At 71.4% G+C, this 26,008-nt stretch carries 28 protein-coding genes and 1 pseudogene; 19 read left to right on the forward strand and 10 right to left on the reverse strand.

Translation table 11 applies throughout. The features are described 5' to 3' along the window. The first annotated feature begins 120 nt into the window (after window positions 1-120). Complete coding sequence (locus tag IG99_RS22680) at window positions 121-573, forward strand: flavodoxin family protein (RefSeq protein ID WP_037676683.1); 453 nt, start codon at window positions 121-123, stop codon at window positions 571-573. On the opposite strand, the gene IG99_RS22685 is transcribed toward IG99_RS22680, so the two are convergent. Further along, entirely contained in the window at window positions 570-1,232 is a 663-nt protein-coding gene (locus tag IG99_RS22685) for a TetR/AcrR family transcriptional regulator C-terminal domain-containing protein (RefSeq protein WP_051865778.1), read from the reverse strand. The genes IG99_RS22680 and IG99_RS22685 overlap by 4 nt on opposite strands. Between IG99_RS22685 and IG99_RS45700 the strand changes: the two are divergent. After that, window positions 1,147-1,353 (forward strand): annotated as a pseudogene (locus tag IG99_RS45700) (GyrI-like domain-containing protein); the annotation flags it as partial. The gene IG99_RS22685 and the pseudogene IG99_RS45700 sit on opposite strands and share 86 nt — an antisense overlap. Window positions 1,354-1,374: 21 nt before the next feature. Here IG99_RS45700 and IG99_RS22690 read toward each other — a convergent pair. The 7 genes from IG99_RS22690 to IG99_RS22720 form a co-directional block, all read right to left on the reverse strand. After that, window positions 1,375-2,103 (reverse strand): TetR/AcrR family transcriptional regulator, encoded by a 729-nt coding sequence (locus IG99_RS22690; protein ID WP_051865781.1) that lies wholly within the window; start codon window positions 2,101-2,103, stop codon window positions 1,375-1,377. Window positions 2,104-2,115: 12 nt separating this feature from the next. Then, complete coding sequence (locus IG99_RS22695) at window positions 2,116-2,763, reverse strand: hypothetical protein (RefSeq protein WP_037676684.1); 648 nt, start codon at window positions 2,761-2,763, stop codon at window positions 2,116-2,118. A 194-nt stretch (window positions 2,764-2,957) separates the two neighbouring features. After that, on the reverse strand, window positions 2,958-3,596 hold the full coding sequence (locus IG99_RS22700) for a response regulator transcription factor (protein ID WP_037676685.1): 639 nt from the start codon (window positions 3,594-3,596) through the stop codon (window positions 2,958-2,960). Next, window positions 3,590-4,273, reverse strand: coding sequence for a sensor histidine kinase (locus IG99_RS22705; RefSeq protein WP_051865783.1), 684 nt, complete (start codon window positions 4,271-4,273; stop codon window positions 3,590-3,592). The genes IG99_RS22700 and IG99_RS22705 overlap by 7 nt, the downstream gene beginning before the upstream one ends. 177 nt (window positions 4,274-4,450) lie before the next feature. Then, on the reverse strand, window positions 4,451-4,996 hold the full coding sequence (locus tag IG99_RS22710; RefSeq protein ID WP_234311921.1) for a GrpB family protein: 546 nt from the start codon (window positions 4,994-4,996) through the stop codon (window positions 4,451-4,453). 59 nt (window positions 4,997-5,055) lie between these two features. Next, a complete protein-coding gene (locus IG99_RS22715) occupies window positions 5,056-6,339 on the reverse strand; it encodes a cytochrome P450 (protein ID WP_037676688.1) in 1,284 nt (427 codons plus the stop codon). 16 nt (window positions 6,340-6,355) lie between these two features. After that, a complete protein-coding gene (locus IG99_RS22720) occupies window positions 6,356-7,711 on the reverse strand; it encodes a glutamine synthetase family protein (RefSeq protein WP_037676689.1) in 1,356 nt (451 codons plus the stop codon). Between the two features lie 367 nt (window positions 7,712-8,078). On the opposite strand from IG99_RS22720, the gene IG99_RS22725 reads away from it, so the two are divergent. The 14 genes from IG99_RS22725 (at window position 8,079) to IG99_RS48825 (ending at window position 21,469) form a co-directional block, all read left to right on the forward strand. Beyond that, a complete protein-coding gene (locus tag IG99_RS22725; protein ID WP_037676691.1) occupies window positions 8,079-8,267 on the forward strand; it encodes a ferredoxin in 189 nt (62 codons plus the stop codon). A gap of 5 nt (window positions 8,268-8,272) precedes the next feature. Next, on the forward strand, window positions 8,273-9,490 hold the full coding sequence (locus IG99_RS22730) for an NAD(P)/FAD-dependent oxidoreductase (protein ID WP_199815578.1): 1,218 nt from the start codon (window positions 8,273-8,275) through the stop codon (window positions 9,488-9,490). 22 nt (window positions 9,491-9,512) lie between these two features. Next, the gene (locus tag IG99_RS22735) at window positions 9,513-10,319 is read left to right on the forward strand and encodes an acetoacetate decarboxylase family protein (protein ID WP_037676692.1); all 807 of its coding nucleotides are present in this window, start codon (window positions 9,513-9,515) and stop codon (window positions 10,317-10,319) included. Between the two features lie 43 nt (window positions 10,320-10,362). Beyond that, window positions 10,363-11,826, forward strand: coding sequence for an aldehyde dehydrogenase (locus IG99_RS22740; RefSeq protein ID WP_037676693.1), 1,464 nt, complete (start codon window positions 10,363-10,365; stop codon window positions 11,824-11,826). Continuing rightward, window positions 11,819-12,751 (forward strand): 3,4-dihydroxyphenylacetate 2,3-dioxygenase, encoded by a 933-nt coding sequence (locus IG99_RS22745; protein ID WP_037676694.1) that lies wholly within the window; start codon window positions 11,819-11,821, stop codon window positions 12,749-12,751. The genes IG99_RS22740 and IG99_RS22745 overlap by 8 nt, the downstream gene beginning before the upstream one ends. 40 nt (window positions 12,752-12,791) lie before the next feature. Then, window positions 12,792-13,637: a fumarylacetoacetate hydrolase family protein gene (locus IG99_RS22750; RefSeq protein ID WP_037676695.1), complete on the forward strand. Its 846-nt coding sequence runs from the start codon at window positions 12,792-12,794 to the stop codon at window positions 13,635-13,637. A 26-nt stretch (window positions 13,638-13,663) separates the two neighbouring features. Continuing rightward, a complete protein-coding gene (locus IG99_RS22755; RefSeq protein ID WP_037676697.1) occupies window positions 13,664-14,290 on the forward strand; it encodes a TetR/AcrR family transcriptional regulator in 627 nt (208 codons plus the stop codon). A gap of 179 nt (window positions 14,291-14,469) precedes the next feature. Continuing rightward, on the forward strand, window positions 14,470-15,915 hold the full coding sequence (locus IG99_RS22760) for an APC family permease (protein WP_037676698.1): 1,446 nt from the start codon (window positions 14,470-14,472) through the stop codon (window positions 15,913-15,915). Between the two features lie 60 nt (window positions 15,916-15,975). Continuing rightward, window positions 15,976-17,466, forward strand: coding sequence for an aldehyde dehydrogenase (locus IG99_RS22765; protein WP_037676700.1), 1,491 nt, complete (start codon window positions 15,976-15,978; stop codon window positions 17,464-17,466). Then, window positions 17,463-18,167, forward strand: a complete 705-nt coding sequence (locus IG99_RS22770; protein WP_037676701.1) for a gamma-glutamyl-gamma-aminobutyrate hydrolase family protein — start codon at window positions 17,463-17,465, stop codon at window positions 18,165-18,167. The genes IG99_RS22765 and IG99_RS22770 overlap by 4 nt, the downstream gene beginning before the upstream one ends. Before the next feature lie 109 nt (window positions 18,168-18,276). Further along, window positions 18,277-19,599: an aldehyde dehydrogenase family protein gene (locus IG99_RS22775; protein ID WP_037676702.1), complete on the forward strand. Its 1,323-nt coding sequence runs from the start codon at window positions 18,277-18,279 to the stop codon at window positions 19,597-19,599. Window positions 19,600-19,675: 76 nt separating this feature from the next. Beyond that, window positions 19,676-20,572, forward strand: coding sequence for an aldo/keto reductase (locus IG99_RS22780; protein WP_037676703.1), 897 nt, complete (start codon window positions 19,676-19,678; stop codon window positions 20,570-20,572). 69 nt (window positions 20,573-20,641) lie between these two features. Further along, window positions 20,642-21,100, forward strand: coding sequence for a MarR family winged helix-turn-helix transcriptional regulator (locus IG99_RS22785; protein ID WP_037676704.1), 459 nt, complete (start codon window positions 20,642-20,644; stop codon window positions 21,098-21,100). A 15-nt stretch (window positions 21,101-21,115) separates the two neighbouring features. After that, window positions 21,116-21,469, forward strand: a complete 354-nt coding sequence (locus IG99_RS48825) for a hypothetical protein (protein WP_037676705.1) — start codon at window positions 21,116-21,118, stop codon at window positions 21,467-21,469. 282 nt (window positions 21,470-21,751) lie between these two features. Here the strand turns inward: IG99_RS48825 and IG99_RS22795 are convergent, their stop codons facing one another. Next, window positions 21,752-22,759 (reverse strand): ArsR/SmtB family transcription factor, encoded by a 1,008-nt coding sequence (locus tag IG99_RS22795; protein ID WP_037676706.1) that lies wholly within the window; start codon window positions 22,757-22,759, stop codon window positions 21,752-21,754. A gap of 56 nt (window positions 22,760-22,815) precedes the next feature. Here IG99_RS22795 and IG99_RS22800 point away from each other — a divergent pair, with 56 nt between their 5' ends. Both IG99_RS22800 and IG99_RS22805 read left to right on the forward strand, forming a co-directional pair. Beyond that, a complete protein-coding gene (locus tag IG99_RS22800) occupies window positions 22,816-23,583 on the forward strand; it encodes an SDR family NAD(P)-dependent oxidoreductase (RefSeq protein WP_037676707.1) in 768 nt (255 codons plus the stop codon). A gap of 15 nt (window positions 23,584-23,598) precedes the next feature. Beyond that, complete coding sequence (locus tag IG99_RS22805) at window positions 23,599-24,816, forward strand: MFS transporter (RefSeq protein WP_051865785.1); 1,218 nt, start codon at window positions 23,599-23,601, stop codon at window positions 24,814-24,816. Between the two features lie 133 nt (window positions 24,817-24,949). Here the strand turns inward: IG99_RS22805 and IG99_RS22810 are convergent, their stop codons facing one another. Beyond that, window positions 24,950-25,408 (reverse strand): pyridoxamine 5'-phosphate oxidase family protein, encoded by a 459-nt coding sequence (locus tag IG99_RS22810; protein WP_037676708.1) that lies wholly within the window; start codon window positions 25,406-25,408, stop codon window positions 24,950-24,952. A gap of 166 nt (window positions 25,409-25,574) precedes the next feature. On the opposite strand from IG99_RS22810, the gene IG99_RS22815 reads away from it, so the two are divergent. Next, window positions 25,575-25,967: a VOC family protein gene (locus IG99_RS22815; protein WP_037676710.1), complete on the forward strand. Its 393-nt coding sequence runs from the start codon at window positions 25,575-25,577 to the stop codon at window positions 25,965-25,967. The last annotated feature ends 41 nt before the right edge of the window (window positions 25,968-26,008 follow it).

Raw genomic sequence — 26,008 nt, forward strand, 5'->3', positions numbered from 1 at the left:
CGGCCGCGGGAGGCGGCGACCGGCGGCGGGCCAAGGCCCCCGCCGGTCGACTCGGCGAACGGCACGCCCGTCGCGGACGCGGCTTGCGGCCCTGGCGGCGGACGTGCAGGGTGTGGGGCTGTGGCCACCTTGCTGATCGTGCATCACACACCGTCGCCGAACTGTCAGGCCCTTTTCGAGGCCGTCGTCTCCGGTGCGACGGCGCCGGAGATCGAGGGCGTCCGGGTCGTACGGCGGGCGGCCCTCGCCGCCACGGCGTCCGACGTGCTCGCCGCCGACGGTCTCCTGCTCGGCACCCCGGCCAACCTCGGCTACATGTCGGGCGCCCTCAAGCACTTCTTCGACCAGGTCTACTACCCCTGCCTGGACACCACGCGCGGCCGGCCCTACGGCTACTACGTGCACGGCGGCAACGACGTCACCGGCGCGGTCCGCGCCCTCGACGCCATCACGACGGGCCTGGGCTGGCGACGCGCGGCCGACCCGGTCACCGTGACCGGCGAACCGGCCAAGGCGGACATCGAGGCATGCTGGGAACTCGGCGCGACGGTCGCCGCCGGGCTGATGAGCTAGGAGTCCTCCGGCCGGCTGGCGGCCCGTGGGGGCACGCGGCCCGCCACGCCGTCCAACAGGACCGCCAGCCCCGCGTCGAAGGTCCGTTTCGCCTCCCGTACCAGATACGGCACGTCCGCGTCGTCCGCGTGGGAGGCCTCGTCTTTCGCCGCCGCCTCGGCCGCGGCGCTGTTCAGCCAGTGCACCGTCGGATAGCGCTCGGCGAAGTCGGGAACGACCTGGCCCATGACGGCCGACCGGGCGTACCACCACTCGGTGTCGTCGACGCCGGTCTCCGCGCCGGCCCGCAGCGCCTCGGCGGCCGTCTGCGCCGTCGCCCGCACGAAGTGGTACAGCGTGCCGACCACCCGCCGCACCAGGGTCGCCTCCAGCCCGGCGGCCCGCAGGATGCGCAGCAGTGCCTCCAGTACGGCGTACTCGTTCGGGCCGAGCACGGGCCGGGCCTGGGAGACCTGGAGCACCCAGGGGTGGCGCAGGTAGAAGTCCCAGCCGTCCCCGGCCAGGCCAGATGCGGGCGGAGGGCGGCGCCGCGGAACGGTCCTGACCCTCCCGCCGCGCACCCGACCTGATCGGGCCGTCCCGGCCGGCACCTGGGCGGTCTTCACCACCTCCGGGCCGGCCCCGCGGGCCATCCAGGAGCTGTGGCGCGACGTGTTCACGGAGTGGTTCCCGTCCAATCCGTACCGCAGCCGACCCGGCCCGGAGATCCTCAGCACGCGGTTGTCGCCGGACAGGACCGAGGCCGACGCCGAACTGTGGCTTCCGGTGGAGCGGAGTTGAACACGGAGACGGGCCGAGTGATCAGGCGGTGGCCCGCGGTGGGCGGTACTCCGCCCCCAGGCCCATCCGGGTCGCCAGCTCCTGCATCAGCAGCTCGAACATCGGCTCCTGGTCGGTGATCAGCGGAGCGAAGTGGTCGAACACCTCGAGGGCGATCTGGCCGTACATGGAGCGCCAGCAGGAGAGCATGACGACCAGGGCGCCCAGGGGGAGCTCGACGCCGGTGGCGGCGCGGTAGTCGGCGATCTGCACGCGCAGTCGGGGGTCCAACTGGTCGTCGGGGAGGACGGGGTAGGGGCGGGTCGCCCACAGCCGTACGAACTCCGGGCCCCACACCGCGGCGAGTTCCCGGATCCACTCACCGGTCAGGTCCTTCTGAGCGGTGCCGGCGGCCGCGGTGGGCGTGCCGAAGAGCAGGCTGAACTCCTGACGGTTCGCCAGTGACCACTGGCGGAACACCCGGGAGGGCGTGATCATACGGGCCGCGAGGTCCGTCTCGTCCTCCGCGGCCACCGCGGCCCGCAGCTGGGCCGCCAGTTCCGCGACGATGTCCCGGGCCGTGTGCCGGACGATGTCCGCGAGGTCGTCGAAGTGCCGGTACAGCGCCGCCGGGGTCACCCCGATCCGGCGGGCGATCTCGGCGAGCGTGAGGGCCTCCACACCCTGCTGCGTGATGACCTCCCGCGCCACCGCCCTGATGTCCTTCGACATCTGACGGCGCAGTCGCTCGCGGCGGTTCGGGGCGGGCATGGGTTCCTCCTCTCACGTCCTCTCATGCCGAAGAGGGATGACGGTACCGTCCGGCTCGATGGTCAGTGTCGGTGAAGAGGCCGGCCGTGAGCCGAGCGGGCCTCCTGTTCCGGTCACCGCCCACGCCCGCGTCCGCACCGTGTGGTTCCGCAGGCCGTCGATCCGGCATTCGACGAGTGCGGTGCGCCGGCTGTCGCCCGGGTCGATCACGGCTCCGGTCCATGGGCCGGGCCTCCCGGGACAGTCGAGGGTCTTCTCGGAGACCACGTACTTCACCAGGACCGACACGTGCGCCGTCTCCTTGCCCCGGTTCTCGATCTCCGCTCCGAAGAACGCCCGTCCGATCCCGTCCACGGCCTGGACGCAGGCCCTCACCACCACGTTCGCCGAGTTCGTGGTCTGCCACGCACCGCAGTGCACGGCCCTTGAGGCCGAGGCCGTCGTGCCGGGCCGTGACTCCCCGGTGTTCGCCGTCTCCGCCGCCCGGGGCGAGTTGGTGGCATGGACGGTGAGCGCGGCCGCGAGCGTCACGACGCCGAAGCCGGAGCCGACGAGGGCCGCCCGCACCTTCGTCGACATCCATCCGCCGCCGGGGCCCTCGGAAGAGTCGATCTCACCGGCCGGAGAGGTGCGTCCCAGGAACCCCTTGCCGCTCTTCACGTTCCCACCCCCGGCGAAGTGCTGAGTCCCGCCGTACCGCCGGCCGCCGCCGGGACCGACAACGCATCCGTCAACACGCCTTCCTCCTGATCGTCCACTCCACGCGCCCAGCACTGTGGCAATCCGTGTAACGTTCAGGGCCATCACAAAGTAACGGCTCGTTACTCAATGAGATCGAGGCAGTCCACGGGCGCTCAGCCGAGGTCGAGAAGCCCCCTGCGCACGGCCTCCGAGACGGCCGCCGCCCTGTTGTCCACCCCGAGCTTGCGGTAGACACGCACGAGGTGGGTCTTGACGGTGGCCTCACTGAGGAACAGCGCCTCGGCGATGGCCCGGTTGCTGCGCCCCTCGGCCATCAGCCGGATCACCTCGACCTCACGTCCCGTCAGCTCCGCCCGGGGACTGACCACTTGTCCCACGAGTTCGCCGACGATCTCGGGCGCGAGGCCCATGGCCCCGGCGGCGGCGCCGCGCACGGCACGGAAGAGCTCCTCCGGCGGGCCCGCCTTCAGCACATAACCGCGGGCCCCCGCCTCGATCGCCCGGACCACGTCGGCCCGGCCGGAGTAGCTGGTCAGCATCACCACGGCGACGGTCGGAGCCGCGGTGGCCAGACGCCGTACCGCCTCGATGCCGTCGATGCCCGCGCCGCCACCGGCCCCGTTGCCCGAGAACCTCAGGTCCATCAGCACCACGTCCGGCTCCAGCCCGGCGGCGAGACGCACCGCCTCCTCGGCGCTGCCCGCCTCGGCGACGACGTCGAGGTCCGCTTCCCCTTCCAGCAGGGCACGCAGACCGGCCCGTACGACGGTGTGGTCGTCCGCGATCAGCATCCGCAGCGGTGTCGCGGTCGCCGGCTGGTCGTCGAGGTCACCGGCGTCACGGCGCGCCGCTCGTGAGAGCCGGCAGCCGGCGAGTCCTCGGGCGGTCCGGACAGCGCGGGCACCACGGCCCGTACGCGGGTGCCCCGGCCCGGCGCGCTGCCGAGGTCGAGGTCGAGGTCGAGGTCGCCGCCGCACTCGCGCAGCCGCGCCCGGGCCGCGGGCAGCCCAAGACCTCGGGCGGGGCGGGGCGCCGGTGGAGGCGCGGCCGGGTCGAAGCCGACACCGTCGTCCGAGACCTCCAACTCCACCCGGTCCGCCTCCTGCCGCAGGGTGACCCGCACATCCACCGCCCGGGCGTGCTCCCGTAGGTTCGCCAGGGTCCCCTGAGCGACCCGGAACAGGGTGGCCTCGGACTGCGCGTCCAGTGCGGGCCGGTCCTCCCCAACCGAGCGGAACCGTACGCGGTCCGCGGTCCCGTCCGCCTGGGAGCGGACGCCGCCGCCCTCCGCGAGGGCGTCCCGGTACAGCTCGTCGAGCGTCCGGGTCTCCTCCGGGCCGGAGTGCTGCCGGGATCCGGTGGACACGGCCGCGGTCGCCGGAGTGGCGGTGGCTCCGAGAGCGCCGACGCCGAGGGCCGCACCGGCCCCGGTGGTGAGGACACGTCGCCTGCTGGGAAAGCTGGACATCCTGCGGAGACCTCTCTGATCTCTGGGGGAGGACAGGGGGTGACCGGCGCCGTTGGGCACGGACGATTCTGGCGCCGGCCGCCCCACCTCCGCGTCCTGCGAACGGTGCGCAGGACGCGCTCGGGATGTAATCAACGTTCAACCGAACGATTGAACCGGCCGCGGACCCGGCAGAGTTCAGCGCTTCTCCCACACGGGCACCGACGGCAGACCGAGTCGTGCCCTGGCCCGGTCGGTGAGTTCCTGGACCAGCGCCGTCTTGGCGCGCGCGTACGCACCCGGTGGTGTGCCGGCGGCGACGATCACCCGCTTGAGCCGCGAGTAGCGGGCCGCGTCCGCGGCGTGGGCGCGCAGGTGGTCCCGGAAGATGCGCTGGTTGCGGGTGGGCCAGCTCTCCAGGGTCACCACATGCAGGATGTGGCTGCGGACCCCGTCCTGCGCGCGGACGTACAGCAACCGGTCGGTCATCCCGTTGTCGTGCGGGTGGAAGCCGAGGCGGGCGAGCGCCGCCCGGTGGGGTCGAGCGTGCGTGAGGTCGTGGACGGCGGCCATCAGGTCGATGACGGGCTTGGCCGCGAGTCCCGGCACCGCGGTGGAGCCGATGTGCTCGATCTCCACGAACAGCCCGGGCACCGCTGCCCGCAGAGCGTCCATCGCGGCAGCGGCCTGCCGCGGCCAGTCCGGGTCGTAGTCGGCGATGTGACTTCCGATGTGCTCTGACACGGCCGTCATCCTGCGCCGACGCATCCACGATGTCCACCGGCCCGGCCCCGGTGGGGACGTCAGACCGGCGTCAACTCGACCGGCAGCCTTTTGATGCCGTTGACGAAGTTGGAGCGCACGCGTGGCACGTCGCCGGTCAGGCGGATGTCGGCGATGCGGGGGATCAGCTCCTCGAACATGATCCTGATCTCGGTGCGGGCGAGGAGGTTGCCCAGGCACAGATGGGGGCTGCCCTTGCCGAAGGTGACGTGGTCGTTGTTCTGCCGGGTGACGTCGAAGTCGTAGGGGTTGCCGAAGACCTCCTCGTCGCGGTTGCCGGAGGCGAACCACATGACGACCTTGTCGCCCTCCTTCACCTGCTTGCCGCCGAGCTCGACGTCCCGGGTGGCGGTGCGCCTGAAGTGGTAGACGGGGGAGGCCCAGCGCAGGAACTCCTCGACCGCGGTCGGGATGAGGGAGGGGTCCTCCTGGAGGCGGGCGAGCTGCTCGGGGTGCTGGAGCAGGGCCAGCATGGAGTGGGAGATGGTGTGCCGGGTGGTCTCGTTGCCCGCCACCACCAGCAGCAGGAAGTAGTTGTCGAAGTCCTGCGCCGACAGCGGCACCCCGTCGCGCGGAGTGGTGTTGACCAGCTTCGACACCAGGTCCGTGCCCGCGCCGCCGCGCCGCTGCCGGGCCAGCTCCCGCCCGTACGCGAAGACCTCCAGCGAGGCGGGGGAGCGGAACGGCAGATCGCGGTAGCGCTCGCTCTCGGCGCTGTGCAGCAGCACGTCCGCGTAGTCGGGGTCGGTGTTGCCGATGATGCGGTTGCCCCAGTCGATGAGCTGCTGGTTGTCCTCCGGCGGCACGTCGAGGAGCCTGGCCAGGACGTTGATCGGGAAGTCCGCGGAGACCTCCTTGACGAAGTCGAAGCTTCCCTTGGCCAGCGCCGCGTCCAGCGTCTTGGCGGTCAGGCCGCGCAGGAAGTCGCCGTAGCTGTTGATGACGCTCGCGCCGAACTGCCGCTGGATCACGCTGCGCAGGGCGCGGTGGCGGACACCGTCCAGCTCCAGGATGGAGGCGCGCTTCTTGATCTGGTCGTCGTCGACCTCCTCCAGGTTGACGAACCGGGTCGAGGTGAAGGTCTCCGGGTCACGGTCGACGGCGGCGATGTCCGCGTGCCGGGTGACCGCCCAGAAACCGGAGTTGGGGGCCTCCTCGGGCTGCCAGTGGACCGGGTCCCGGTGGCGCAGCGTGTGGAACATCCGCCATGGCGTCACGCCGTCGGTGAAGTTGTCGAGGTCGGCGAGGTCCACGTCCTGAAGGGGCATGGGCTCGTGCGCGGCGGTGGTCAGGGTGTCGGTCATCAAATGGTCCTCGAGGTCACAGGTGGTACGCGTACTCGGTGAACTCCCAGTCGGTCACGTGCCGTTGGAAGCGTTCGACCTCGTTGCGCTTGTAGCTCAGGAACGAGGTCACGAAGTCCTTGCCGAGCAGCTCGGCGAGGGCGGTGTCCGCCTCCAGCGCGTCCAGCGCGGCGGGCAGGCTCGTCGGCAGCACGGCGGACCTCGCCGCGTCGTAGCCGTAGCCCTCCAGTGGGGCGGGCGGCTCCTCACCGGCCAGCACACCGAGCAGCGCGGCGGCGATCGTGCCGGCGATCAGCAGATAGGGGTTGGCGCCGGCATCGCCGAGGCGCAGTTCCAGCCGGGCGCCGCCGCCCCGCTCCGGCGGGACGCGCACCATGGCGCTGCGGTTGTCCAAACCCCAGTCGATCAGCCAGGGCGCGAGGGTGTCCGGACCGAAGCGCTTGTACGAGTTCACCGTGGGGTTGGCCAGCGCGGCGAGCGCGGGCGCGTGGGCGAGGATGCCCGCCAGGGCGTGCCGCGCGGCGGCCGACAGCCCGTACGCGCCCGAGGGGTCGTCGAAGGCGTTGCGACCTTCGGCGTCCTCGCAGGACAGGTGGAGGTGGAAGCCGGAGCCGCCCGCGTCGCCGAAGGGCTTCGCCATGAACGTGGCCAGCTTGCCCTCCTTGCGGGCCAGCTCCTTGACGGCCGACTTGAAGCGGAAGGCGCGGTCGGCGGCGTCCAGAGCGCCGGAGTGGATGAGGTTGATCTCGTACTGCCCGCCGTCGAACTCGTGGTTGCCGGTGACGACACCCAGCCCCGCGTCCCGCAGCTGCCGCAGGGTGCGCAGCAGGTGGTTGTCGGGGTCGGCGCGCAGGCCCGCGGTGTAGACGGCGCCGGGGGTCTCCGGGGAGCGGCGCCATCCTGAGGGCCGCTCGGGGGCGGGCTCCAGCAGGAAGTACTCCAGCTCTGGTCCCACGACCGGCGACAGCCCGTGGTCGGCGCAGCGGGCGAGCACCGCGCGCAGCAGGTCCCGCGGCGACTCCGCCGCCGGGCCGCCGGCCGCCGGATCGCCGACCTCGCCCAGACAGACGGCGACCCCGGGCTCCCACGGCAAAGCGGCCAGGGTCGACAGATCCGGCCGTACGCAGACGTCCGGCAGGCCCGCGTCCAGTCCACCGGCGACCGGGACCACGTCGCCCTGTGGGGAGGTGTGGTAGACGGCCCGGCAGAAGGCGAGGCCGTGCGCGCAGGCGGCGGGCAGGTGGTCCAGCAGGACGTCGCGGGCCCTGTCGGTGCCGATGAGGTCGGGATAGGTCACCCGGACCACGTCGATACCGTCGGCGGCGAGCCGCTCCAGGTGCCGGGCGATGTCTGGGGTGTCGTGAGCGCTCACCGGGGTCTCCTCGGGCGGATGGTGGGCACCCCCGGCCCTTCGGGGCGCTGGGGGAGGGTGGCGTGACGAGGACGCGAGGCCGCGGTGCGGGGGATCCGGACGGACCGCCCCGGAGCACCGCCGGGCCATTCGTTTGACTCCGAACGGTATGGAGATGGTGACCGTCCCGCAAGGGGGCGGTCCGAAAAATTTATCCACCTGGACAGGTATTGACCAGGGTCGGTCGGCTTCCTATGTTGTTTGAAGCCAAACGAGTGGGGGAGGCGGCTGGACCGCCTCCCTTTGGCCGAGGGCCCGGCCGTCACCACGGCCGGGCTCCCTCCCCTCCACCTCGCTCCGACGCCCTCACCCTCAGGAGGACCGCACCATGAAGGTCGTCGTCGACATGAACAAGTGCCAGGACCACGGCCAGTGCGTCTTCGCTTCCCCCGATGTCTTCTCCATGGACGACGACGGTCACCTGGCCTACGTCCCCGACCCCGACGACGCCCTGCGCGACGAGGTCGAGGAGGCCGCGGACGTCTGCCCGCTCCAGGCCATCCGGATCGAGGGCTGACCCCCATGACCGAGCTGCCCGGACGCATCGTCGTCGCCGGCGCCTCCCTGGGCGGCCTGCGCGCCGCCGAACAGCTGCGCGCGGCGGGCTGGACCGGGGCCGTCACCGTCGTCGGCGACGAGCCCCACATGCCCTACAACCGGCCCCCGCTGTCGAAGGAGGTGCTGGCCGGGAAGGCCCCCTTCGAGTCCCTCGCCCTCACTCCGAAGCCGGCCGCCGCCGACGTCGAGTGGCGCCTCGGGACCAAGGTCGTCGAGGCACGGCTCGCCGAGCGGACCGTCGAGTTGGACGACGGTTCGGTCCTGCCCTACGGCGGACTGGTCGTCGCCACCGGCATGCGCCCCCGGCGACTGTCGTGCCCGGGCCCCCTCGTCGGGCGCCACACCGTCCGCACTCTCGCCGACGCCCGCGCCCTGCGCGACGAACTGGCCCGGCCCGGCGCGCGGGTGGTCGTGATCGGCGCCGGATTCATCGGCTGCGAGGTCGCCGCCACCGCCGTCGGCCTCGGCGTCCGCGAGGTCACGGTCGTCGACCCGCTGCCCCTGCCCATGGTGGGCCCGCTCGGCGAACTCCTCGCCCGTGCGCTGCGCACACGGCACGAGCAGCGCGGGGTGCGGTTCGCGCTCGGGGCGACGGTGGCCGGGTTCGAGGGCGACGACCGGGTCACCGGTGTCGTCCTGGGCGACGGCTCCGTACTGGCGGCCGACGTGGTCGTCGAATCCGTCGGTTCCGTCGCCAACGTCGAGTGGCTCCGGGGCAACGGGCTCGACCTGGCCGACGGTGTGCTCACCGACGAGCAGCTGCGCGTCGGCGGACGGCCCGAGGTCGTCGCGGTCGGCGATGTGGCCCGCTTCCCCAACGCCCGCTACGACGGCGTGGCCCGCCGGGTCGAGCACTGGTCGGTCCCGAGCGACACCGCCCGACACGCGGCACGCGTCCTCGCCTCCCATCTCAACGGCGCCGACGCGGAGTTGCCGCCCTTCGCGCCGCTGCCCACCTTCTGGAGCGACCAGCACGACTTCCGGCTCCAGTCCTTCGGGGCGCCGGCGCTCGGCCGGGACGACGTCCGTGTCCTGGACGGCGACCCGGCCGATGACGTACTCGCCGGCTACCACGCCGACGGCCGGCTCGTCGGCGTCGTCGCCCTCGGCGGCCAGGCCGCCACCCGGGGCGCCGCCCGCTACCGCGCCCAGCTGCTGCGGCAGCCCGCCCTCACCGCGTAAGGAACCCTAAGGAACCCCCGCCATGCCCTCAGTCCGTGGTTACTTCCCTCCCAAGACGGCGAGCGGTGCCTCGTCGCTGATCCCGTCCCCGCCGTGGCGCTACTCCGGCGACCTGCTCACCGTCGAGTACCGCACGGATCCCACGCGTGTGCGTGAACTGCTGCCCGAACCACTGGAGTTGGCGGACGAGGATCCCGGCGCGGTCGCTCTCATCTGGGCCGACTGGCAGTCCTGCGCCGCTTCCGGCGACGAGCTGCTCGACCCCGTGCTCTCCCAGTACAAGGAGGCGTTCGCGGTCGTGCGTTGCGCGTACCGGGGGCGGACCTTCTCGCGGTGCGTGTACATCTGGGTCGACAAGGACTTCGCCATCGCGCGTGGGCTGCACCAGGGCTATCCGAAGAAGCTCGGCTCGATCCACCAGACCCGCCCGCACCTCTACGGGCCCGCTCCGCGGATCGAGGCGGGAGCGCGCTTCGGGGCGACGCTGGCGGCGGCGGACCGGCGGCTCGCCCAGACGGTCGTCACCCTGCGGGAGCCGTCGCCGACCAATGGGTTCGTCAACGGTCACCCCATGCTTCACCACCGCTGGCTGCCGTCCATCGAGAAGGGCAAGGGACTCGCCCTGGACGAGCTGATCGAGTCGGGGGCCGCGTCCTTCGAGGGCGGCCAGGCGTGGGTGGGTGATGCCGAGCTGGAGCTGTTCGAGGCGCCCACGGAGGAGTTGGCCCGGCTGGAGGTCCGCGAACCGATCGCCGCGTACTACCGCCAGGTCGGCGTGGTGTGGGACGGCGGACGGCTGTTGGAGTCCGGCACGTCCGGAGCCGAGTGACCGGAGTGACCCCCCTTACCCACGCAGGACTTGGAGACCGGACATGACCGAGCACACCCTCACGGTGGCCGGGGTCGCCGTCGACACCCGGCACTGGATCGGCGGCGAACGCGTCGCGTCCCCCGACACCTACACCGACTTCTCTCCCATCGACGGAAGCGCCCTCGGGGAGATCGCCCGCGGCGGGCCCGCCGAAGCCGAGGCCGCCGTGGCCGCCGCCAAGGCCGCCTTCCCCTCCTGGGCCGCCACCCCCCGCGCCGAACGCGCCCGCCTCCTGCACGCCGTCGCCGACGGCGTGGAGAAGCGGCTGGAGGATCTCGCGATCGTCGAGACCACCGACAACGGCGCGCTGCTGCGTTCGCACCGGCGGGGCGTGATGCCCCGGGTCGCGCACAACTTCCGCTTCTTCGCGGACTGGTTGTCGAGGCTGGACCACGAGGACTTCGAGACCCGGGGGCACACCAACCACGTGAGCTGGGACCCGGCCGGGCCGTCCGTGCTGATCACTCCGTGGAACGCCCCGCTGATGCTGGCCACCTGGAAGGTCGCCCCGGCGCTCGCGGCCGGCAACACCGTCGTCCTCAAGCCGGCCGAGTGGTCCCCGCTCACCGCCTCGCTGCTGGCGGACATCGCGGCGGAGGCGGGGCTGCCGGCCGGTGTCCTCAACGTCGTCCAGGGCTACGGCGCCGAGATCGGCGACGCCCTGACCTCCCACCCGGACGTCCGCCGGATCAGCTTCACCGGGTCGGTGCCCACCGCCCGGCGGATCGCCGCGTCGGCCGCCGCCAACCTCACCCCGCTCAGCCTCGAACTCGGCGGGAAGTCACCCCTGTTGGTGTTCGCCGACGCCGATCTCGACCTGGCCGTCGACCTCGCGGTGGAGCAGTACGACAACGCCGGACAGGTCTGCCTCGCCGCGACCCGCATCCTCGTCGAGGAGAGTGCCGCCGAGGAGTTCACCCGCCGGTTCGTCGAGAAGGCCTCCCGGCTCACGCAGGGCGACCCGCGCGACGAGGGCACCGACATCGGGCCGAACATCCACCCCCGTCAGCTGGAGAAGATCGACGGCTTCGTGCGGCGGGCGATCGCGGACGGCGCCCGCGCGCTGATCGGCGGTCACCGCAAGGACGGTCAGTACTACGCCCCGACGCTCCTCACGGAAGTCGCCCAGGACGCGGAGATCGTCCAGGAGGAGGTGTTCGGTCCGGTCCTGACCCTCCAGACCTTCACCACCGAGGAGGAGGCCGTCCGCCTCGCCAACGACACCCGCTTCGGCCTGGCCGCCACCCTCGCCACCGGCGACCCGGAACGGGCCGACCGGGTCACCGCCCGGCTCGTCGCCGGCACGGTCTGGGTCAACTGCTTCTTCGTACGCGACCTCCAGGCCCCCTTCGGCGGCTCCCGCCTCTCCGGTGTCGGCCGTGAGGGCGGCACCTGGAGCTTCGACTTCTACTGCGACCTGAAGAACACCGTCACCGCCCCGAAGGGATTCAGGGACCATGGGTGAGATCGTCGGGGCGGGCCTGCTCGCCCATGTACCCACCATCGTGCTGCCCGAGGCCGACCGGCTGGAGCTCAACGAGGGCAAGGAGATCACCCTCGTCACGGGCTTGGAGCAACTGCGCAAGGACGTCTTCGATCGGGACGACTACGACACCGTCGTCGTCCTCGACTCCCACTGGGCGACGACCGTCGAGTTCGTCGTCACCGCCCAACAGCGGCGCGCGGGCCTGTTCACCTCCGAGGAGCTGCCGCGCGGCATGTGCCGGATGCCGTACGACTTCCCCGGCGACCCCGAACTCGCCCACAACATCGCCTCGTTCGCCGACAAGCACGGCACCTGGATCACCGCGATCGAGGACGACTACCTACCGATCTACTACGCCACCATCAACCTCTGGAAGTTCCTCGGCGAGGGCCTGCCCGACAAGCGGTGGGTGACGATCGGCGTCTGTCAGACCGGCGACATGGAGGACCACCTGCGCCTGGGCCGCGCCCTCGCCGACGGCATCGCCGCCACCCCGGGACGCCGGGTGCTGCTCATCGCGTCCGGCGCGCTCTCGCACACCTTCTGGCCACTGCGCGAGATCCGCGACCACGAGGCCAGCGATCCGGTCCACATTCGTACCCCCGAGGCCCGCGAGGCCGACTACGAGCGCATCGCCTGGTTCAAGGAGGGCCGCCACGACAAGGTCCTCGACACCATGGACGCGTTCTGGAAGCTCAAGCCCGAAGCGAAGTTCTTCCACTACCTAATGCTGGCCGGCGCACTCGGCGAGCGGGCCTGCGTGGCCGGGGCCCGCCAGTACGGGGAGTACGAGAACTCCGTCGGCACCGGCCAGGTCCACCTCTGGTTCGACCGCCCCGCCGACGGCTGGACCGGCGCCCCGGCCCCCGCGGCCGCCGCCCCCCGCCACCCCCACCGCCTCTAGCCCACCGCCTCTGGCCCCACCGCCTTCAGGAAGGCCCGCCATGCCCGAGTACCGCCGCATCCTCCTCGACGGCGCCGCCGTCCAGGTCACCGTCGACGGTGACGAACTCGTCGCCGGGGACGGCCGCCGCGTCAAGACCGAGGACGCCCAGCACCTGCCGCCGGTGGTCCCCTCCAAGGTGATCGCCGTCCACCTCAACCACCGCAGCAGGGTCGAGGAGTTCCAGATCGGGCTCCCCGGCACGCCCACCTATTTCCACAAGCCGACCTCGGCCCTCAACTCCCACCGGGGTGCGATCGTCCGCCCCGAGGGCTGCAAGTGGCTCAACTACGAGGGGGAGGTCGCCATCGTCATCGGCAGGACCGCCCGCAACATCGCGCCGGAGGAGGCGGGGGAGTACATCGCGGGCTACACCATCGCCAACGACTACGGCCTGCACGACTTCCGCGACACCGATGCCGGCTCCATGCTCCGCGTGAAGGGCTCCGACACCCTCTGCCCGCTCGGCCCGGGCCTGGTCACCGACTGGGACTTCCACGGCAAGCGGCTGCGGACATACGTCAACGGCGAGGTGGTGCAGGACGGTTCGACCGACGAGATGACGTGGGACATGCACTACCTCGTCGCCGACATCGCCCGCACCATCACCCTGTACCCCGGTGACGTCCTGCTGTCCGGCACCCCCGCCAACTCCCGCCCCGTCCAGCCGGGAGACGTGGTGGAGGTGGAGGTGGACGGTCTCGGCCGGCTCACCAACCACGTCGTCACCGGCCCCGCCCCCGTCCGCGCCGACGTCGGCGCCCAGCCCACCGAGTCGGAGGAGGTGCTGTCCACCGCGCTCGGCGGCGACTGGGAGTTCCGGGGCGTCCGCCCGCCGAAGCGGTGAGCGGACGGGCGGGTAGGGTCGCAGCCATGACCGACTCCGCCGAGGGTGCCGACAGCCGTGAGCCGCGCCGGCGCATGGCCTACGGGGAAGGCCGCGAGGCCCTGCTCAACGCCGCCGTGCGGGTCGTCGCCCGGGGCGGGCTGCGCAAGCTCACCTACCGGGCTGTCGCGCAGGAGGCGGGCACCACCCACGGCCTCGTCGTCCACCACTTCGGCTCCCGGGACGCCCTCATCGAGGAGGCGCTCGCCCACGCCGTGCGCACCAGCCTCAATGTGAGCGACGTCGAGCCGGGCACCGGCAAGGTCACGGACTTCTCGGCCGGCCTGTCCGACATGGTCACCGCAGACCCCGACACCCAGGCCTTCCAGTACGAGCTGCTCCTGGAGTCCCGGCGCCGCCCTGAACTGCTGCCGCAGATCCGCGCCCTGTACGACGACTACTTCGACGCCACCGAGCGCGAGCTGTCCCGGATGCTCCCCGACGACGCCGGCCGCCCGCTGACCCGGCTGGTGTTCGCCGCCCTCGACGGGCTCGTCCTGCACCAGCTCGTGTTCGGCGAACCCGAGGTCACCGACGCGGCCCTGGAGCAGCTGCGCGGGCTCCTGCGCCTGCTGGACGCCAACGGGGACACCCCTTCCGCCACCGACGGCTGATCCGCCCACCCGGCAACCCCGGGCCCCGGGCGCGGTCGTCCGGGGCCCGACCTCTTCCCGCCTCTTTTTGCAGGGCAATGCGCCGCCACCCCCTTGCCAAACGGATAGTTCCAGCCCACCATGAGGCAACTCGTTTGGCCTGAAACGACATCCTCTCCCCTCTCTGGCAGGTGATCCGAGTGGACAGTCAGACAGCGGTCAGAAACCAGGCCGCGCCCGACGCCTCCACCGCAGGCAAGCTCAAGCCCAACTCCCTCGGCGTCCTGGGCATCCTCTTCTTCGTCCTCTCCGCCCAGGCGCCGCTGACCGGCATCGCGGGCTCCGTCCCCATCTCCGTCGCCATCGGCAACGGTCCCGGCACCCCCGCCGCCTACGCGGCCGCCGGTGTGATCACCCTGCTGTTCGCCGTCGGCTTCGTGGCCATGGGGCGCCACGTGGTGAACGCCGGCGCCTTCTACAACTACATCGGCAAGGGCCTCGGCCGGTCCGTCGGCACCGGCAGCGCCGGGATCGCCCTCTTCGCCTACTGCGCGATCCAGGCCGCCATGTACGGCCTGTACGGCGCGACCGTGAGCGCCCTGCTCGCCCACCACACCGGCCTCGACGCGCCCTGGTGGGCATGTGCCCTGGTCACCATGGCGATCGTCCAGGTGCTGGGCGCCGCGGGCATCGAGATGGGCGCCAAGGTGCTGGCGGTCTTCGTGCTGGCGGAGTTCAGCATCCTGACCGCCTTCGCGCTCGTCACCTTCGCCAAGGGAGGCGGCCCCGAGGGGCTCGGCCTCGGTCAGTCCTTCTCACCGGGTGCGGCACTGGAGGGCGCCCCGGGCGTGGCACTGATGTTCGCCGTGGCGTCGATGATCGGCTTCGAGGCCACCGCGATCTACGGCGAGGAGGCCCGCGAACCCCGCAGGACCGTCCCCCGGGCCACCTATCTGGCGGTCGCCCTCGTCACCGGATTCTTCGCCTTCACCTCCTGGATGCTGGTCTCCTCCTACGGCGCGTCGAAGGCGACCGCGGCCGCCGGCAAGGCGCTGGGCAGCGGCGACTCGACGAGTTTCGTCTTCGCCCCGATCGCCGCCCAGTTCGACGCCTGGGTCAACGACGTGCTGCCGATCCTGCTGGCCACCTCCCTCTTCGCCGGCATCCTCGCCTTCCACAACTCCGCCAACCGCTACCTGTTCTCCCTCAGTCGCGACGGACTGCTGCCCCGCAGGCTGTCGTCCATCAACCGCCGCCACTCGCCGGGCGCCGCGGGCACCGTCCAGACGGCGATCGCCGTGCTGCTGGTCGTCCCCTTCGCCCTGGCCGGCAAGGACCCGGTGCTGACCCTGTTCTCCTGGGGCAGCGGCGTCGCCGTCCTTGGGATCATGCTCCTGTATCTGCTGACCTCGGCCTCCGTGGTCGCCTTCTTCCGCCGGCACCGTTTGGACACCCGGCCCTGGAACACACTGATCGCCCCCGCCCTGGGCGCCGTCGGCATCGCCGGCGCGATCTGGCTGATCGTCGAGAACTTCAGCACCCTCATCGGCGGTGAGCAGACCACCGCCCTCTGGCTCGAACTGACCGTCCCGGCGGTGCTGGCCCTGGGCGTGATCGCGGCCCGGCTGACCCGGCACCGCTCGTGACCGGCCGCACCCTCCCCCCGTACCAACCCGAACGCACCGTCTGACCTGGAGGCCCCACGCATGCCGGACATCACCCACGACGAGTGGCTGCGCCGCGCCAAGGTCCTGGAGGTGTCCGGCGCGCACCACATCGACGGCGCCGACGAGAGCGGCGGGGGAGCGGCCTACGCCGTCGTCTCGCCCCGGGACGGACAAGTGCTGGGGGAGGTCGCCGACGGGGGAGCCGCCGAGGTGGACGCGGCCGTCGCCGCCGCCCGCCGGGCGTTCGACTCCGGCCCCTGGCCATGCCTGACACCCGCCGAACGCGGCCGGACGCTCGTGCGGATCGCCGAGCTGCTCGAGGAACACCGGGAAGAGCTCGCCCTCACCGTCAGTCTGGAGATGGGCAAGCCGGTCACCGACGCGTACGAGATCGAACTGCGCGCCGCCATCACCACCTTCCGCTGGTACGGGCAGCTCGCCGACAAGCTCACCGACGAGTCGCCGCACACCGCTCCCGACGCCCTGGCGCTGGTCACGCGGGAGCCGACCGGCGTCGTCGGCGCGGTCGTCCCCTGGAACTTCCCGCTCACCCTGGCTAGCTGGAAGATCGCCCCGGCGCTCGCCGCCGGCTGCACGGTGGTGCTCAAGCCTTCCGAGACCACTCCGCTGTCCGCCCTGCTGCTGGGCCGGATCGCCACCGAGGCCGGGCTGCCGCCGGGCGTCCTCAACGTCGTCAACGGCAACGGGCCGGTCGCCGGACGGGCCCTCGGCCTCCACCCCGACGTCGACGTCCTCGCCTTCACCGGCTCCACCGCCGTCGGCCGCCACTTCCTGCGCTACGCCGCCGACTCCAACCTCAAGCGTGTCTGGCTGGAGCTGGGCGGCAAGTCACCCAACATCATCCTGCCCGACGCCCCCGACCTGGCGAAGGCGGCCGCCACCGCCGCCTGGGGCATCTTCTTCAACCAGGGTGAGATGTGCACCGCCCCCTCCCGGCTGCTGGTGCACTCCTCGATCGCCGACCAGGTCACCGAGGCCGTCGTGGCCGGGGCCCACGCCCTGCGCGTCGGTGATCCCCTCGACCCCGCGACCGAGATGGGCGCGCTGGCCGGTGAGAGCCACCTCGTCCGCGTACTGGACCACATCGACGCGGGCCGGGCGGCGGGTGCCCGCCTGCGCACGGGCGGCGAGCGCATCCTCACCGCCACCGGAGGCACGTACCTGGAGCCGACCGTCTTCGACCGCGTCGACCCGGGCATGCGGCTGGCCCGTGAGGAGATCTTCGGCCCCGTCCTGTCCGTGCTCGCCTTCGACGACCTCGACGAGGCGGTACGCCTGGCCAACGCCACGGAGTACGGCCTCGCGGCGGGCCTGTGGACCTCCGACCTGTCCACGGCCCACCGGGTCTCCCGCGCCCTCAAGGCCGGCACGGTCTGGGTGAACTGCTACGAGGAGGGCGACCTGACCGTGCCCTTCGGCGGCATGAAGCAGTCCGGCAACGGCCGCGACAAGTCCGCCCACGCCCTGGAGAAGTACACCGAGCTCAAGACGACCTGGATCCAGCTGTGACAACGCCCGCACGCCCGCTCATCGCCGTCCCCGCCCGCTTCTCCGCCACCACCTCCGCACTCAGGTACGCCGCCGAGGTCAACGCCCGCGCGCTGATCGAGGCGGTGTGGCGGGCCGGCGGCGAACCGGTGAGCGTCCACCCGGCGACCACCGAGGTGCCCGCCCGCCTCACCCGCTTCGACGGCGTCCTGCTGCCCGGCGGCGGTGACCTGGCCCCGCACCGCTACGGCGCCGCCGACACCCACGCGAGCGTCTACGACGTGGACGACCTCCAGGACACCTTCGACCTCGCCGTCGCCCGGGAGGCACTGGAGCAGGGCCTGCCCCTGCTGGCGGTCTGCCGCGGCCTCCAGGCTGTCAACGTCGCCCTCGGCGGCACCCTGGAACAGGACATGGGCGGCCCGCAGCGCGAGCACCGGCACCTCGTGCACCCCGTGGAGGTCCGGCGCGGCACGGCACTGGAGCGGGCCGTCGGCGCCGAGAAGATCGAGGTCTCCTGCTACCACCACCAGCGGGTCGACCGCCTCGGCGCGGGCCTCACCGTCACGGCCCGTGCGGCCGACGGCACCGTGGAGGGACTCGAACTCGTCACGGCCACCGGATGGTTCACCGCCGTCCAGTGGCACCCCGAGGACACCGCCCACGAGGACCCCGCCCAGCAGGGGCTCTTCGACGCCCTCGTCCGAGCTGCCGGAGGGTGAACGACCCGTCACGTTACGTAGTTCCCGCGAGAACTGGGAATGCGCTTCGGTCCGTGAAAGGTTGGTATATACATCTAGCTGATCCGACCCCGACGAACCGAGGCACGACGTGACCACCGCACTGCCCGAGACGCCCGCCGACACCGTCGCCCGGCTGCGCGCCACCTTCCGTACCGGCCGCACCAAGTCCGTCGAGTGGCGCACGACCCAGCTGCGCCGCCTGCGCGCGATGCTCACGGAGAACGGCCCCGACCTCGCCGCCGCCCTCCGTACCGATCTCGGCAAGAGCGCCACCGAGGCCCACCGCACCGAGATCGACTTCACGGTCCGCGAGATCGACCACACCCTCGACCACCTCGCCGACTGGCTGCGCCCCGAGCCCGCCCCGGTCCCGGCCCACCTCGGTGCCGACATTCGCGTCTGGACCCAGTACGACCCGCTGGGTGTCGTCCTCGTGATAGCCCCCTGGAACTACCCCGCACAGCTGCTCCTCGCCCCCGTCGTCGGCGCGCTCGCCGCGGGCAACGCGGTCGTCGCCAAGCCCAGCGAACTCGCACCCGCCACCTCCGCCGCCGTGGCCCGGCTGCTGCCCGCGTACCTCGACACGGACGCGGTCGCCGTCGTCGAGGGCGGCGTCCCGGAGACCACGGCCCTGCTGGCCGAGCGCTTCGACCACGTCTTCTACACCGGCAACGGCACCGTCGGACGCATCGTCATGCGCGCCGCCGCCGAGCACCTCACCCCGGTCACCCTCGAACTCGGCGGCAAGTCACCGGTGTTCGTCGACCGCGACACCGACCTCGACGTCGTCGCCGACCGGCTGGCCCGTGGAAAATTCCTCAACGCCGGCCAGACCTGCGTCGCCCCCGACTACGTCCTGACCGACCCGGAGACCGCCGCCGCCCTCGAACCCGCCCTCGCCCGAGCCGTGGAGGCGGTCTACGGCGCCGACCCGCAGGCCTCCTCCGAGTACGGCCGGATCGTCAACGAGCGCCACTTCGACCGGCTGACCGGCCTGCTCGGCTCGGGCCGTGTCGTCGTGGGCGGCGACAGCGACCGCACCGACAAGTACATCGCCCCGACCGTCCTGGCCGACGTCGACCCCAAGTCGCCCGTCATGGGGGAGGAGATCTTCGGCCCGATCCTGCCCCTCGTGACCGTCGACGGCCTCGACGAGGCCATCGCCTTCATCAACGACCGCGACAAGCCGCTCGCGCTGTACGTCTTCAGCGAGACCGAGGCCACCCGCGGCCGCATCGCCGCCGAGACCTCCTCCGGCGGCCTCGGCCACGGCCTGCCGCTCGCCCATCTCACCGTCTCCGACCTGCCGTTCGGCGGGGTGGGGGAGAGCGGCATGGGCAACTACCACGGCCGGTACTCCATCGAGACGTTCAGCCACCGCAAGGCGGTGCTGGAGAAGCCGCTGAGCTGAGCAGCCGAGCACCAGGAGAACGTAAAGTTCTCGGCCGACCGTCCGACTGTCCGTCCGCCCGTGCGAAACTCCGTCGATGAGCTCGCAGACCATCACCGCGGACGCCGCGGGCACCTGGAAACTCGGCGACCACACCGTCGGCCGCGTCGGCCTCGGCGCGATGCGGCTGACGGGCAGCGCCGCCTTCCACCTCGGGACACCGAGCGACCGCGACCGCTCGATCGCCGTTCTGCGCAGGGCGGTCGAGCTCGGCGTGAACCACGTCGACACGGCCGCCTTCTACTTCTCCTCGCTGCGCTCCGCCAACGAACTGATCAACAGCGCGCTGGCGCCGTACGCCGACGACCTGCTCATCGCCGTCAAGGTCGGCCCCTACCGCGACTACGCGGGTGAGTGGGGCACCGCGGCCCGCCCGGAGGACCTGCGCGGCCATGTCGAGGAGAACCTCCGCCAGCTCGGCCGCGACCACCTCGACCTCGTGTATCTGCGCCGCATGCGCCAGGACTCCATCGCCGAGCACTTCGGCGCGCTCGCCGGCCTGCGCGAGGCCGGCCTGGTCCGCCACCTCGGCATCTCCGACGTCGAGCCCCGCCACCTCGCCGAGGCGCAGGCCATCGCGCCGGTGGTGAGCGTGCAGAACCGGTACGGACTAGGCCGCCACGCCCCCGCGACCGACGAAGTCCTGCGCCTCTGCGGTGAACAGGGCATCGCCTTCGTACCGTTCTTCGCCATCGCGGGCGACGGCGGCGCCCACGGTCCGTCTCCCACCCACGACGAGGAGCTCCGCGGCGTCGCGGACGCCCATGGCGCGACCCCCAGCCAGATCCGCCTCGCCTGGACCCTCGCCCAGGGCCCCCACGTCCTCGCCATCCCGGGCACCGGCAACCCCGACCACCTCACCGAGAACGTGGCCGCGGGGGCGGTGCGACTGACGGCTGAGGAATTGAAGCGGCTTGATGTTGAACGGACTTGACCTCAAGTCAGGTTGAGTTTCTACGGTCGATCTGTCGAACCAGTTGAGGCAAAGGCGGAGGGACCGGCCATGGAGTACTCGCACAACGACGCCGAACTGATCAGGCAACCGATCGGCTACTGGAGTTGGGCGGCCTACAAGGCCGTCGTCAGCCGCACCCGGGCAGCCCTCGCCGGGATAGGCACGACCCAGCCGCAGTGGTGGGTTCTCGCGCAGGTCGCACGCGCCGAAACCGTCAAAACCCGCGACGAGGTGTCCCGCCTCCTCCGCAACTATCTCGACACAGGTCCGGGAGCCATGGAGTCGGAGATCGACACGACCATCGCCCAAGGCTGGATCACCGAGGACGCCGAGGGACGCCTCGGCATCACGACGGAAGGCCGGGCGTTCTATGACAAGGCCGCGGCCCTCCAGGACGAGTTGTGGGCGGAACGGCACGCGGGCATCTCAGAAGAGGAGTACCTGAGCACCCTCAAGGTGCTGCAGCGATTCATCCACAACACTGGCGGGCGTGCTTGGCACCACTGAGGTTTCGGCGCACAGGTGAACGACGGCTGTGCCGAGGGTGCTGACGCGGTTCTCGTACTCACGGCGAACCTTGCGCTGGGCCGGGACGACCGGCAGGCCGTGGGCGCCATCGAGGGGCTGGCATCGGGCGAGGAGCCCGCGGTGTACCGCAGGGACGGTGCTGATACGCAGGGTGTAGCGCCGGCCGCGCCGTACGGTCACCCCGTGGTCGAGCGCGGCCCGCTCGGCGGGCTCCAGCTCGGTGGTGCGGAGGAAGTCGGCGACCTTGCCGGGCATGTCGAGGGTGATCGGCAGCTCCGGTGGCGGGGCGTCCTCGTGGCCGGCCGCGGTGTGCTCGGCATCAGGTCGGCGATGGCCGACCACGGCTGACGCCGTGTTCGCGGGCCAGGGCGGCGATTGGACCGGCCCTCCAGGTGCGCGGTACGCACGGCGTCGGTCTTCGGCTGGGATGGCCGGACGGCGCCCGCCCTTGTTGCCTTTGGCCTCGGCGGCCCGCAGGCCGTCGTAGGTCAGCTCCCGTTGGAGGTCGCGCTGGAGTTCTCCGGCTGCGGCGAGGGTCTGCACCATGAACTTGATTGGATCTGAGCCTCCAGCAGGACCCGAAAAGTGTCGCCCGGTCAGGCGGGGTTGGGCGGAGGCGACTGCTGATCCTCAGCTGTCGTGAGTTCGCGGTCCGGTAGCGGTGGTCGTGAGCCGGTCGCCGAGCGTGCTTCTCCGGTACAACACATGCCGTCCGTCACGTGTCCGGGTGACCAGTCCTGTGGAGTGCAGGACGCGCAGGTGTTGGGAGACAGCGCTTGGGGTGACCCTGAGACGGCGGGCGAGCTCTACGGTGGGCAGCGGCTCTTCCAGGAGGCTGAGCAGTCTGGCTCGGGATGAACCGAGCAGAGACACCAGGGCGGTTGTGTCGACGGTCGGCATCTCCGAGCCCCACAGTGTGGCTACTCCCCGGCTGGGATAGACGAGGCTCGGCGGCTCGTCCGGGCTTACGGGGGGCGCGGGCTTGTGTGCGAAGACGGACGGCAGGAGCAGCAGCCCCCGGCCAGATGCCGCCACCCGGTGCCTGCTGATCATCTTGTGGATGTACAGCTCTCCCCTTTGCCAGCGCAGGTTCGGGTGCATGTCGGCGAAGAGCAGTCGCGCGCCCCCCAGGGCGAGCTGGCGGGCGCGGTAGGTCATGTCGGCTTCCAGCACCAGTCGCATCTGTGGCCACATCGGCTCGATGGCCACCGCCCAGTACTGGCGCAGGAGATCGCAGATGGCGTCGCGGAGTCTGGCGACCGGTGCGTCTTCGGCGGCGGTGGCGTCGTGGAGGGCTTCGGGAACAGGGTCGGGTGCGTGCGCGAGCAGCAGGTCGTGGCGGACCCGAGCGCAGGACGCCTGGCGGACGGCGGAGAGTTCTTCTTCGAAGGCCGGCGCGAAGCTCGCGGGATTCGGGGTCAGGAAGTCGGGGAGGGTACGCCGCTGGGCGACCAGGGACATGAGGAGACCGGTGTCGAGCGTGCCGAGTCTGCCGAGTACGGACCTGCGCCAGGGCAGATGCAGCGCCGAAAGGCCGGGATCCTGGAGCACCCGCAGGCTGAACAGGGTTTCGTGCAGGGGTGAGAGGGCGAAGCGGGTGTCTGCGAGGTCCTCGACGCCGAGCACAAAGCTGATCATTAAGCCATACGCTACATCGATTGGCGACGCGACGTCGATGCCGTGGACTTCCTCCCATGACACCCACAACTCATGTGCGGCGGACGGCGATTGTCACCGGTGCTGCCCGCGGTATCGGCGCCGCTGTTGCCAGGCGCCTGGCGGGCGACGGCATGGCGGTCGGCGTGATCGATCTGGACGAGGCGGACTGCGCCGATACCGTGGAGGCCATCACCAGTGTCGGCGGGGCAGCGCTGGCCGTCGCCGCTGATGTCGCCGACGAGGCCGCGGTCACTGCGGCCGTCGCCCGGATCGGCGACGCGTTCGGGCCGCCGACGGTGCTGGTCAACAACGCCGGCATCGGACCCCGTGCTGACCTTGTGGACATGACCACGCAGCAGTGGGACACGGTTTTGGGGATCAACCTCAGCGGCCCTTTCTTCGCCGCCCGGGCCGTCTGCCCGCACATGGTGGCGGCAGGATGGGGACCCATGGTCAACATGTCGAGCGTCTCCGCTGTCGGTGATGCCGGCCGCGTCGACTACGCCGGCGCGAAGGCGGGTTTGATCGGATTCACCAAATCCCTCGCTCTCCAGCTCGGCCCGCATGGCGTGACCGCGAACGCCATCGCGCCGGGATTCGTCGTGAGCGACATGACCAGGGCCTCGGCCCGGCGGCTCGGCCTGAGTTTCGAGGAGTTCCGGTACAGGGCGGAGCAGTCCATCACGGTCGGCCGGGTGGGCCTGCCGGACGACATCGCGCATACCGCCTCCTTCCTCGTAAGTCCCGGGGCGGGGTTCGTCTCCGGCCAGGTCATCTACGTCGCGGGCGGGCCGGTGGACTGAAGGATGAGCCGCCGGATGGTCTTGATCCTGGCTGTCACATGCGCCGTGGCGGTGGGCAACATCTACTTTCCCCAGGCCATTGGTCCACTGGTCGCCGCCGGGCTGCACGTGTCGCCCGATTCGGCCGCTGCGGTGGTGACCGCCACACAGATCGGCTACACGGCCGGGATGGTCTTGCTGGTGCCGCTTGGCGACCGGTTCCCGCACCGCTCGTTCCTCGTCGTCCTCCTCGCCCTGAACGGTCTGGCACTGCTCGCAGCGGGTTGTGCACCGGCTCTGCCGGCCCTCATTGCCGCCAGCGCCCTTGTCGGCCTGACCACCGTGGGCGCGCAGATCGTCGGCCCTCTGGCGGCTGGTCTCGTGGCCGCCGACCGCCAAGGAGCGGTGATCGGCACCCTGCTGAGCGGATCGACCGGCGGCATGCTGCTGGCCCGGACCTTCAGCGGCACGCTCGGTGAGTGGCTGGGCTGGCGGGCCCCCTACCTGGTCGCAGCGGTCCTGGCTCTGACCCTCGCCACCGTCTTGGCGTTCGCGGTGCCGTCCACAACCCCGTCCTCCCGCCAGCGGTACACAGCACTCCTGGTCGAGCCGCTGCGCCTGCTGCGTACCGAGCCAGAATTGCGCCGCTCGTGCTTCTACCAGGCAACCGTCTTCGCCGGGTTCTCCGCGGTCTGGACCTGCCTGGCGCTCCTGCTCGCCGGACCGGCTTACGGGCTGGGTGCCCAGGCGGTAGGAATGATCGCCCTGGTCGGCGCGGCGACCATGGTCTGCACCCCGCTCGCCGGCCGCCTGGTGGACCGCTACGGCCCCGATCCAGTGAACCTGGTCTGCATGCTTGGTGTCCTCGTCTCGGCCGCGATCCTCACCCTTGGCGCCCGGGGCGGCACGCTGGGGCTGACCTCCCTGACAGTCGGCACGCTGCTCCTCGACACCGCGATGCAGTCCGGCATGGTCGCCAATCAAGTCCGCGTCTACGCCCTGCGCGTCGACGCCCGCAGCAGGCTCAACACCGCCTACATGACCTGCGCCTACCTGGGCGGCAGCGCGGGATCCTGGCTCGGGATACGCGTCTGGAGCCAGGCCGGCTGGTGGGGCGTGTGCGTGCTCGTCGCGCTGCTTGCCACACTTGCCCTGGCCCGCCAAGGCAAAACGGGCACGTCACCGAACCGGAATCAAGATCGCTCCGCTACCGCTGATTCCGGTTCGGATACTCCCCGAGGGCCATACCGTTGAGGGAGCACACGGCCGCATTTGTTTTGCGTCTCGCCGAGGCTCGCCCTTGAAGTGGCCGCGGCCTCCCTGTTCTCCCTCGCCGTGGCGGCCAGGCTGTTCCGCGCTGTTCCGCGCTGTTCGGAGGCAGCTTTCCCTAGACGATCCAGACCCCGTCCCGCATCAGGTGCCGCTTCGGCAGCTCCTGCACCTCGTACCAGGCCTGCACCACCAGCGGCCGCACCCGGTAATAGTCGTAGGGCGCGCTGTCCTCGCGGGGATCCCAGCCGGTCTTCACGCTGAACGCTCCGGCCGCATCCGGCGGTACCTCCCGCGCGGTGTACGCCGTCACCTCGCCGTCGATCAGCACGACGTCCCGTGTGTCCCCGAACGCCAGCCGGGCCCGCCCGCCGTGCCTGAGGTTGCGGCCCGTGGGATTGCCCGGGCGGGTCGCCAGCCACACGGACTCGTCGTGCCAGACGAACCACAGCGGGACGAGACACGGCAGCCCGTCCGGGTCCGCCGTGGCCACCCAGATGTCGATCTCACGTTCCAGCCGGTCCAGAACGTCCTGCCTGCGCTGCTCACGGCCACGGGACGGCCTGGTGATCTCCATGCCGGGACGCTAGCCGGAGCGATGGCGGGCCCGCGTCGGGCCGCGCTCCCAGGTCCCGCTCGGCCTCCGGTCCTAGGCCCGGGGACAGGGACTCGAAACAGTCACTGGCGCAGTCGAAGTTTTACGTATAACCTCTCCCGTCAACCACCCCTCCCGGAAGGCTCCGATGAGACGCGTCGCCCTGGTCACCCTCGTCGTCGACGACTACGACGAGGCGATCCGCTTCTGCACCGAGGCCCTGGGCTTCCATCTCGTCGAGGACGCGCCCCGCCCCGACGGCTCCCGCTGGGTCGTCGTGCGGCCGGACGCCGGGGAGGGTGGCACCGATGTGCTGCTCGCCCGCGCCAAGGACGAGGCCCAGCGCGGGCGGGTCGGGGACCAGACCGGCGGACGGGTCGGGTTCTTCCTGCACACCGACGACTTCGCCCGCGACCACGCCCGCATGCTCGCGGCGGGTGTGACCTTCCTGGAGGAGCCGCGCCACGAGCCCTACGGCTCCGTCGCCGTCTTCCAGGACCTGTACGGAAACCGCTGGGACCTGCTCCAGCCCGCCGACTGACCCTCCCTCCGCCGCTTCGAACCACCCTGCACCAGGAAAGA

Origin of the sequence: Streptomyces griseus subsp. griseus (genome assembly GCF_000720255.1) — a bacterium.
Taxonomy (GTDB): domain Bacteria; phylum Actinomycetota; class Actinomycetes; order Streptomycetales; family Streptomycetaceae; genus Streptomyces; species Streptomyces griseus_I.

Bases quoted from the DNA above. Each gene is read 5' to 3' on its own strand.
- IG99_RS22740 (WP_037676693.1), top strand. From the start codon at position 10,363: ATGACCGAGCACACCCTCACGGTGGCCGGGGTCGCCGTCGACACCCGG.
- IG99_RS22735 (WP_037676692.1), top strand. From the start codon at position 9,513: ATGCCCTCAGTCCGTGGTTACTTCCCTCCCAAGACGGCGAGCGGTGCC.
- IG99_RS22800 (WP_037676707.1), top strand. From the start codon at position 22,816: ATGACACCCACAACTCATGTGCGGCGGACGGCGATTGTCACCGGTGCT.
- IG99_RS22745 (WP_037676694.1), top strand. From the start codon at position 11,819: ATGGGTGAGATCGTCGGGGCGGGCCTGCTCGCCCATGTACCCACCATC.
- IG99_RS22750 (WP_037676695.1), top strand. From the start codon at position 12,792: ATGCCCGAGTACCGCCGCATCCTCCTCGACGGCGCCGCCGTCCAGGTC.
- IG99_RS22795 (WP_037676706.1), bottom strand. From the start codon at position 22,759: ATGATCAGCTTTGTGCTCGGCGTCGAGGACCTCGCAGACACCCGCTTC.
- IG99_RS22780 (WP_037676703.1), top strand. From the start codon at position 19,676: ATGAGCTCGCAGACCATCACCGCGGACGCCGCGGGCACCTGGAAACTC.
- IG99_RS22755 (WP_037676697.1), top strand. From the start codon at position 13,664: ATGACCGACTCCGCCGAGGGTGCCGACAGCCGTGAGCCGCGCCGGCGC.
- IG99_RS22700 (WP_037676685.1), bottom strand. From the start codon at position 3,596: ATGCTGATCGCGGACGACCACACCGTCGTACGGGCCGGTCTGCGTGCC.
- IG99_RS22730 (WP_199815578.1), top strand. From the start codon at position 8,273: ATGACCGAGCTGCCCGGACGCATCGTCGTCGCCGGCGCCTCCCTGGGC.
- IG99_RS22785 (WP_037676704.1), top strand. From the start codon at position 20,642: ATGGAGTACTCGCACAACGACGCCGAACTGATCAGGCAACCGATCGGC.
- IG99_RS22715 (WP_037676688.1), bottom strand. From the start codon at position 6,339: ATGACCGACACCCTGACCACCGCCGCGCACGAGCCCATGCCCCTTCAG.
- IG99_RS22815 (WP_037676710.1), top strand. From the start codon at position 25,575: ATGAGACGCGTCGCCCTGGTCACCCTCGTCGTCGACGACTACGACGAG.
- IG99_RS22810 (WP_037676708.1), bottom strand. From the start codon at position 25,408: ATGGAGATCACCAGGCCGTCCCGTGGCCGTGAGCAGCGCAGGCAGGAC.
- IG99_RS22805 (WP_051865785.1), top strand. From the start codon at position 23,599: ATGGTCTTGATCCTGGCTGTCACATGCGCCGTGGCGGTGGGCAACATC.
- IG99_RS22725 (WP_037676691.1), top strand. From the start codon at position 8,079: ATGAAGGTCGTCGTCGACATGAACAAGTGCCAGGACCACGGCCAGTGC.
- IG99_RS22765 (WP_037676700.1), top strand. From the start codon at position 15,976: ATGCCGGACATCACCCACGACGAGTGGCTGCGCCGCGCCAAGGTCCTG.
- IG99_RS22705 (WP_051865783.1), bottom strand. From the start codon at position 4,273: ATGTCCAGCTTTCCCAGCAGGCGACGTGTCCTCACCACCGGGGCCGGT.
- IG99_RS22690 (WP_051865781.1), bottom strand. From the start codon at position 2,103: ATGCCCGCCCCGAACCGCCGCGAGCGACTGCGCCGTCAGATGTCGAAG.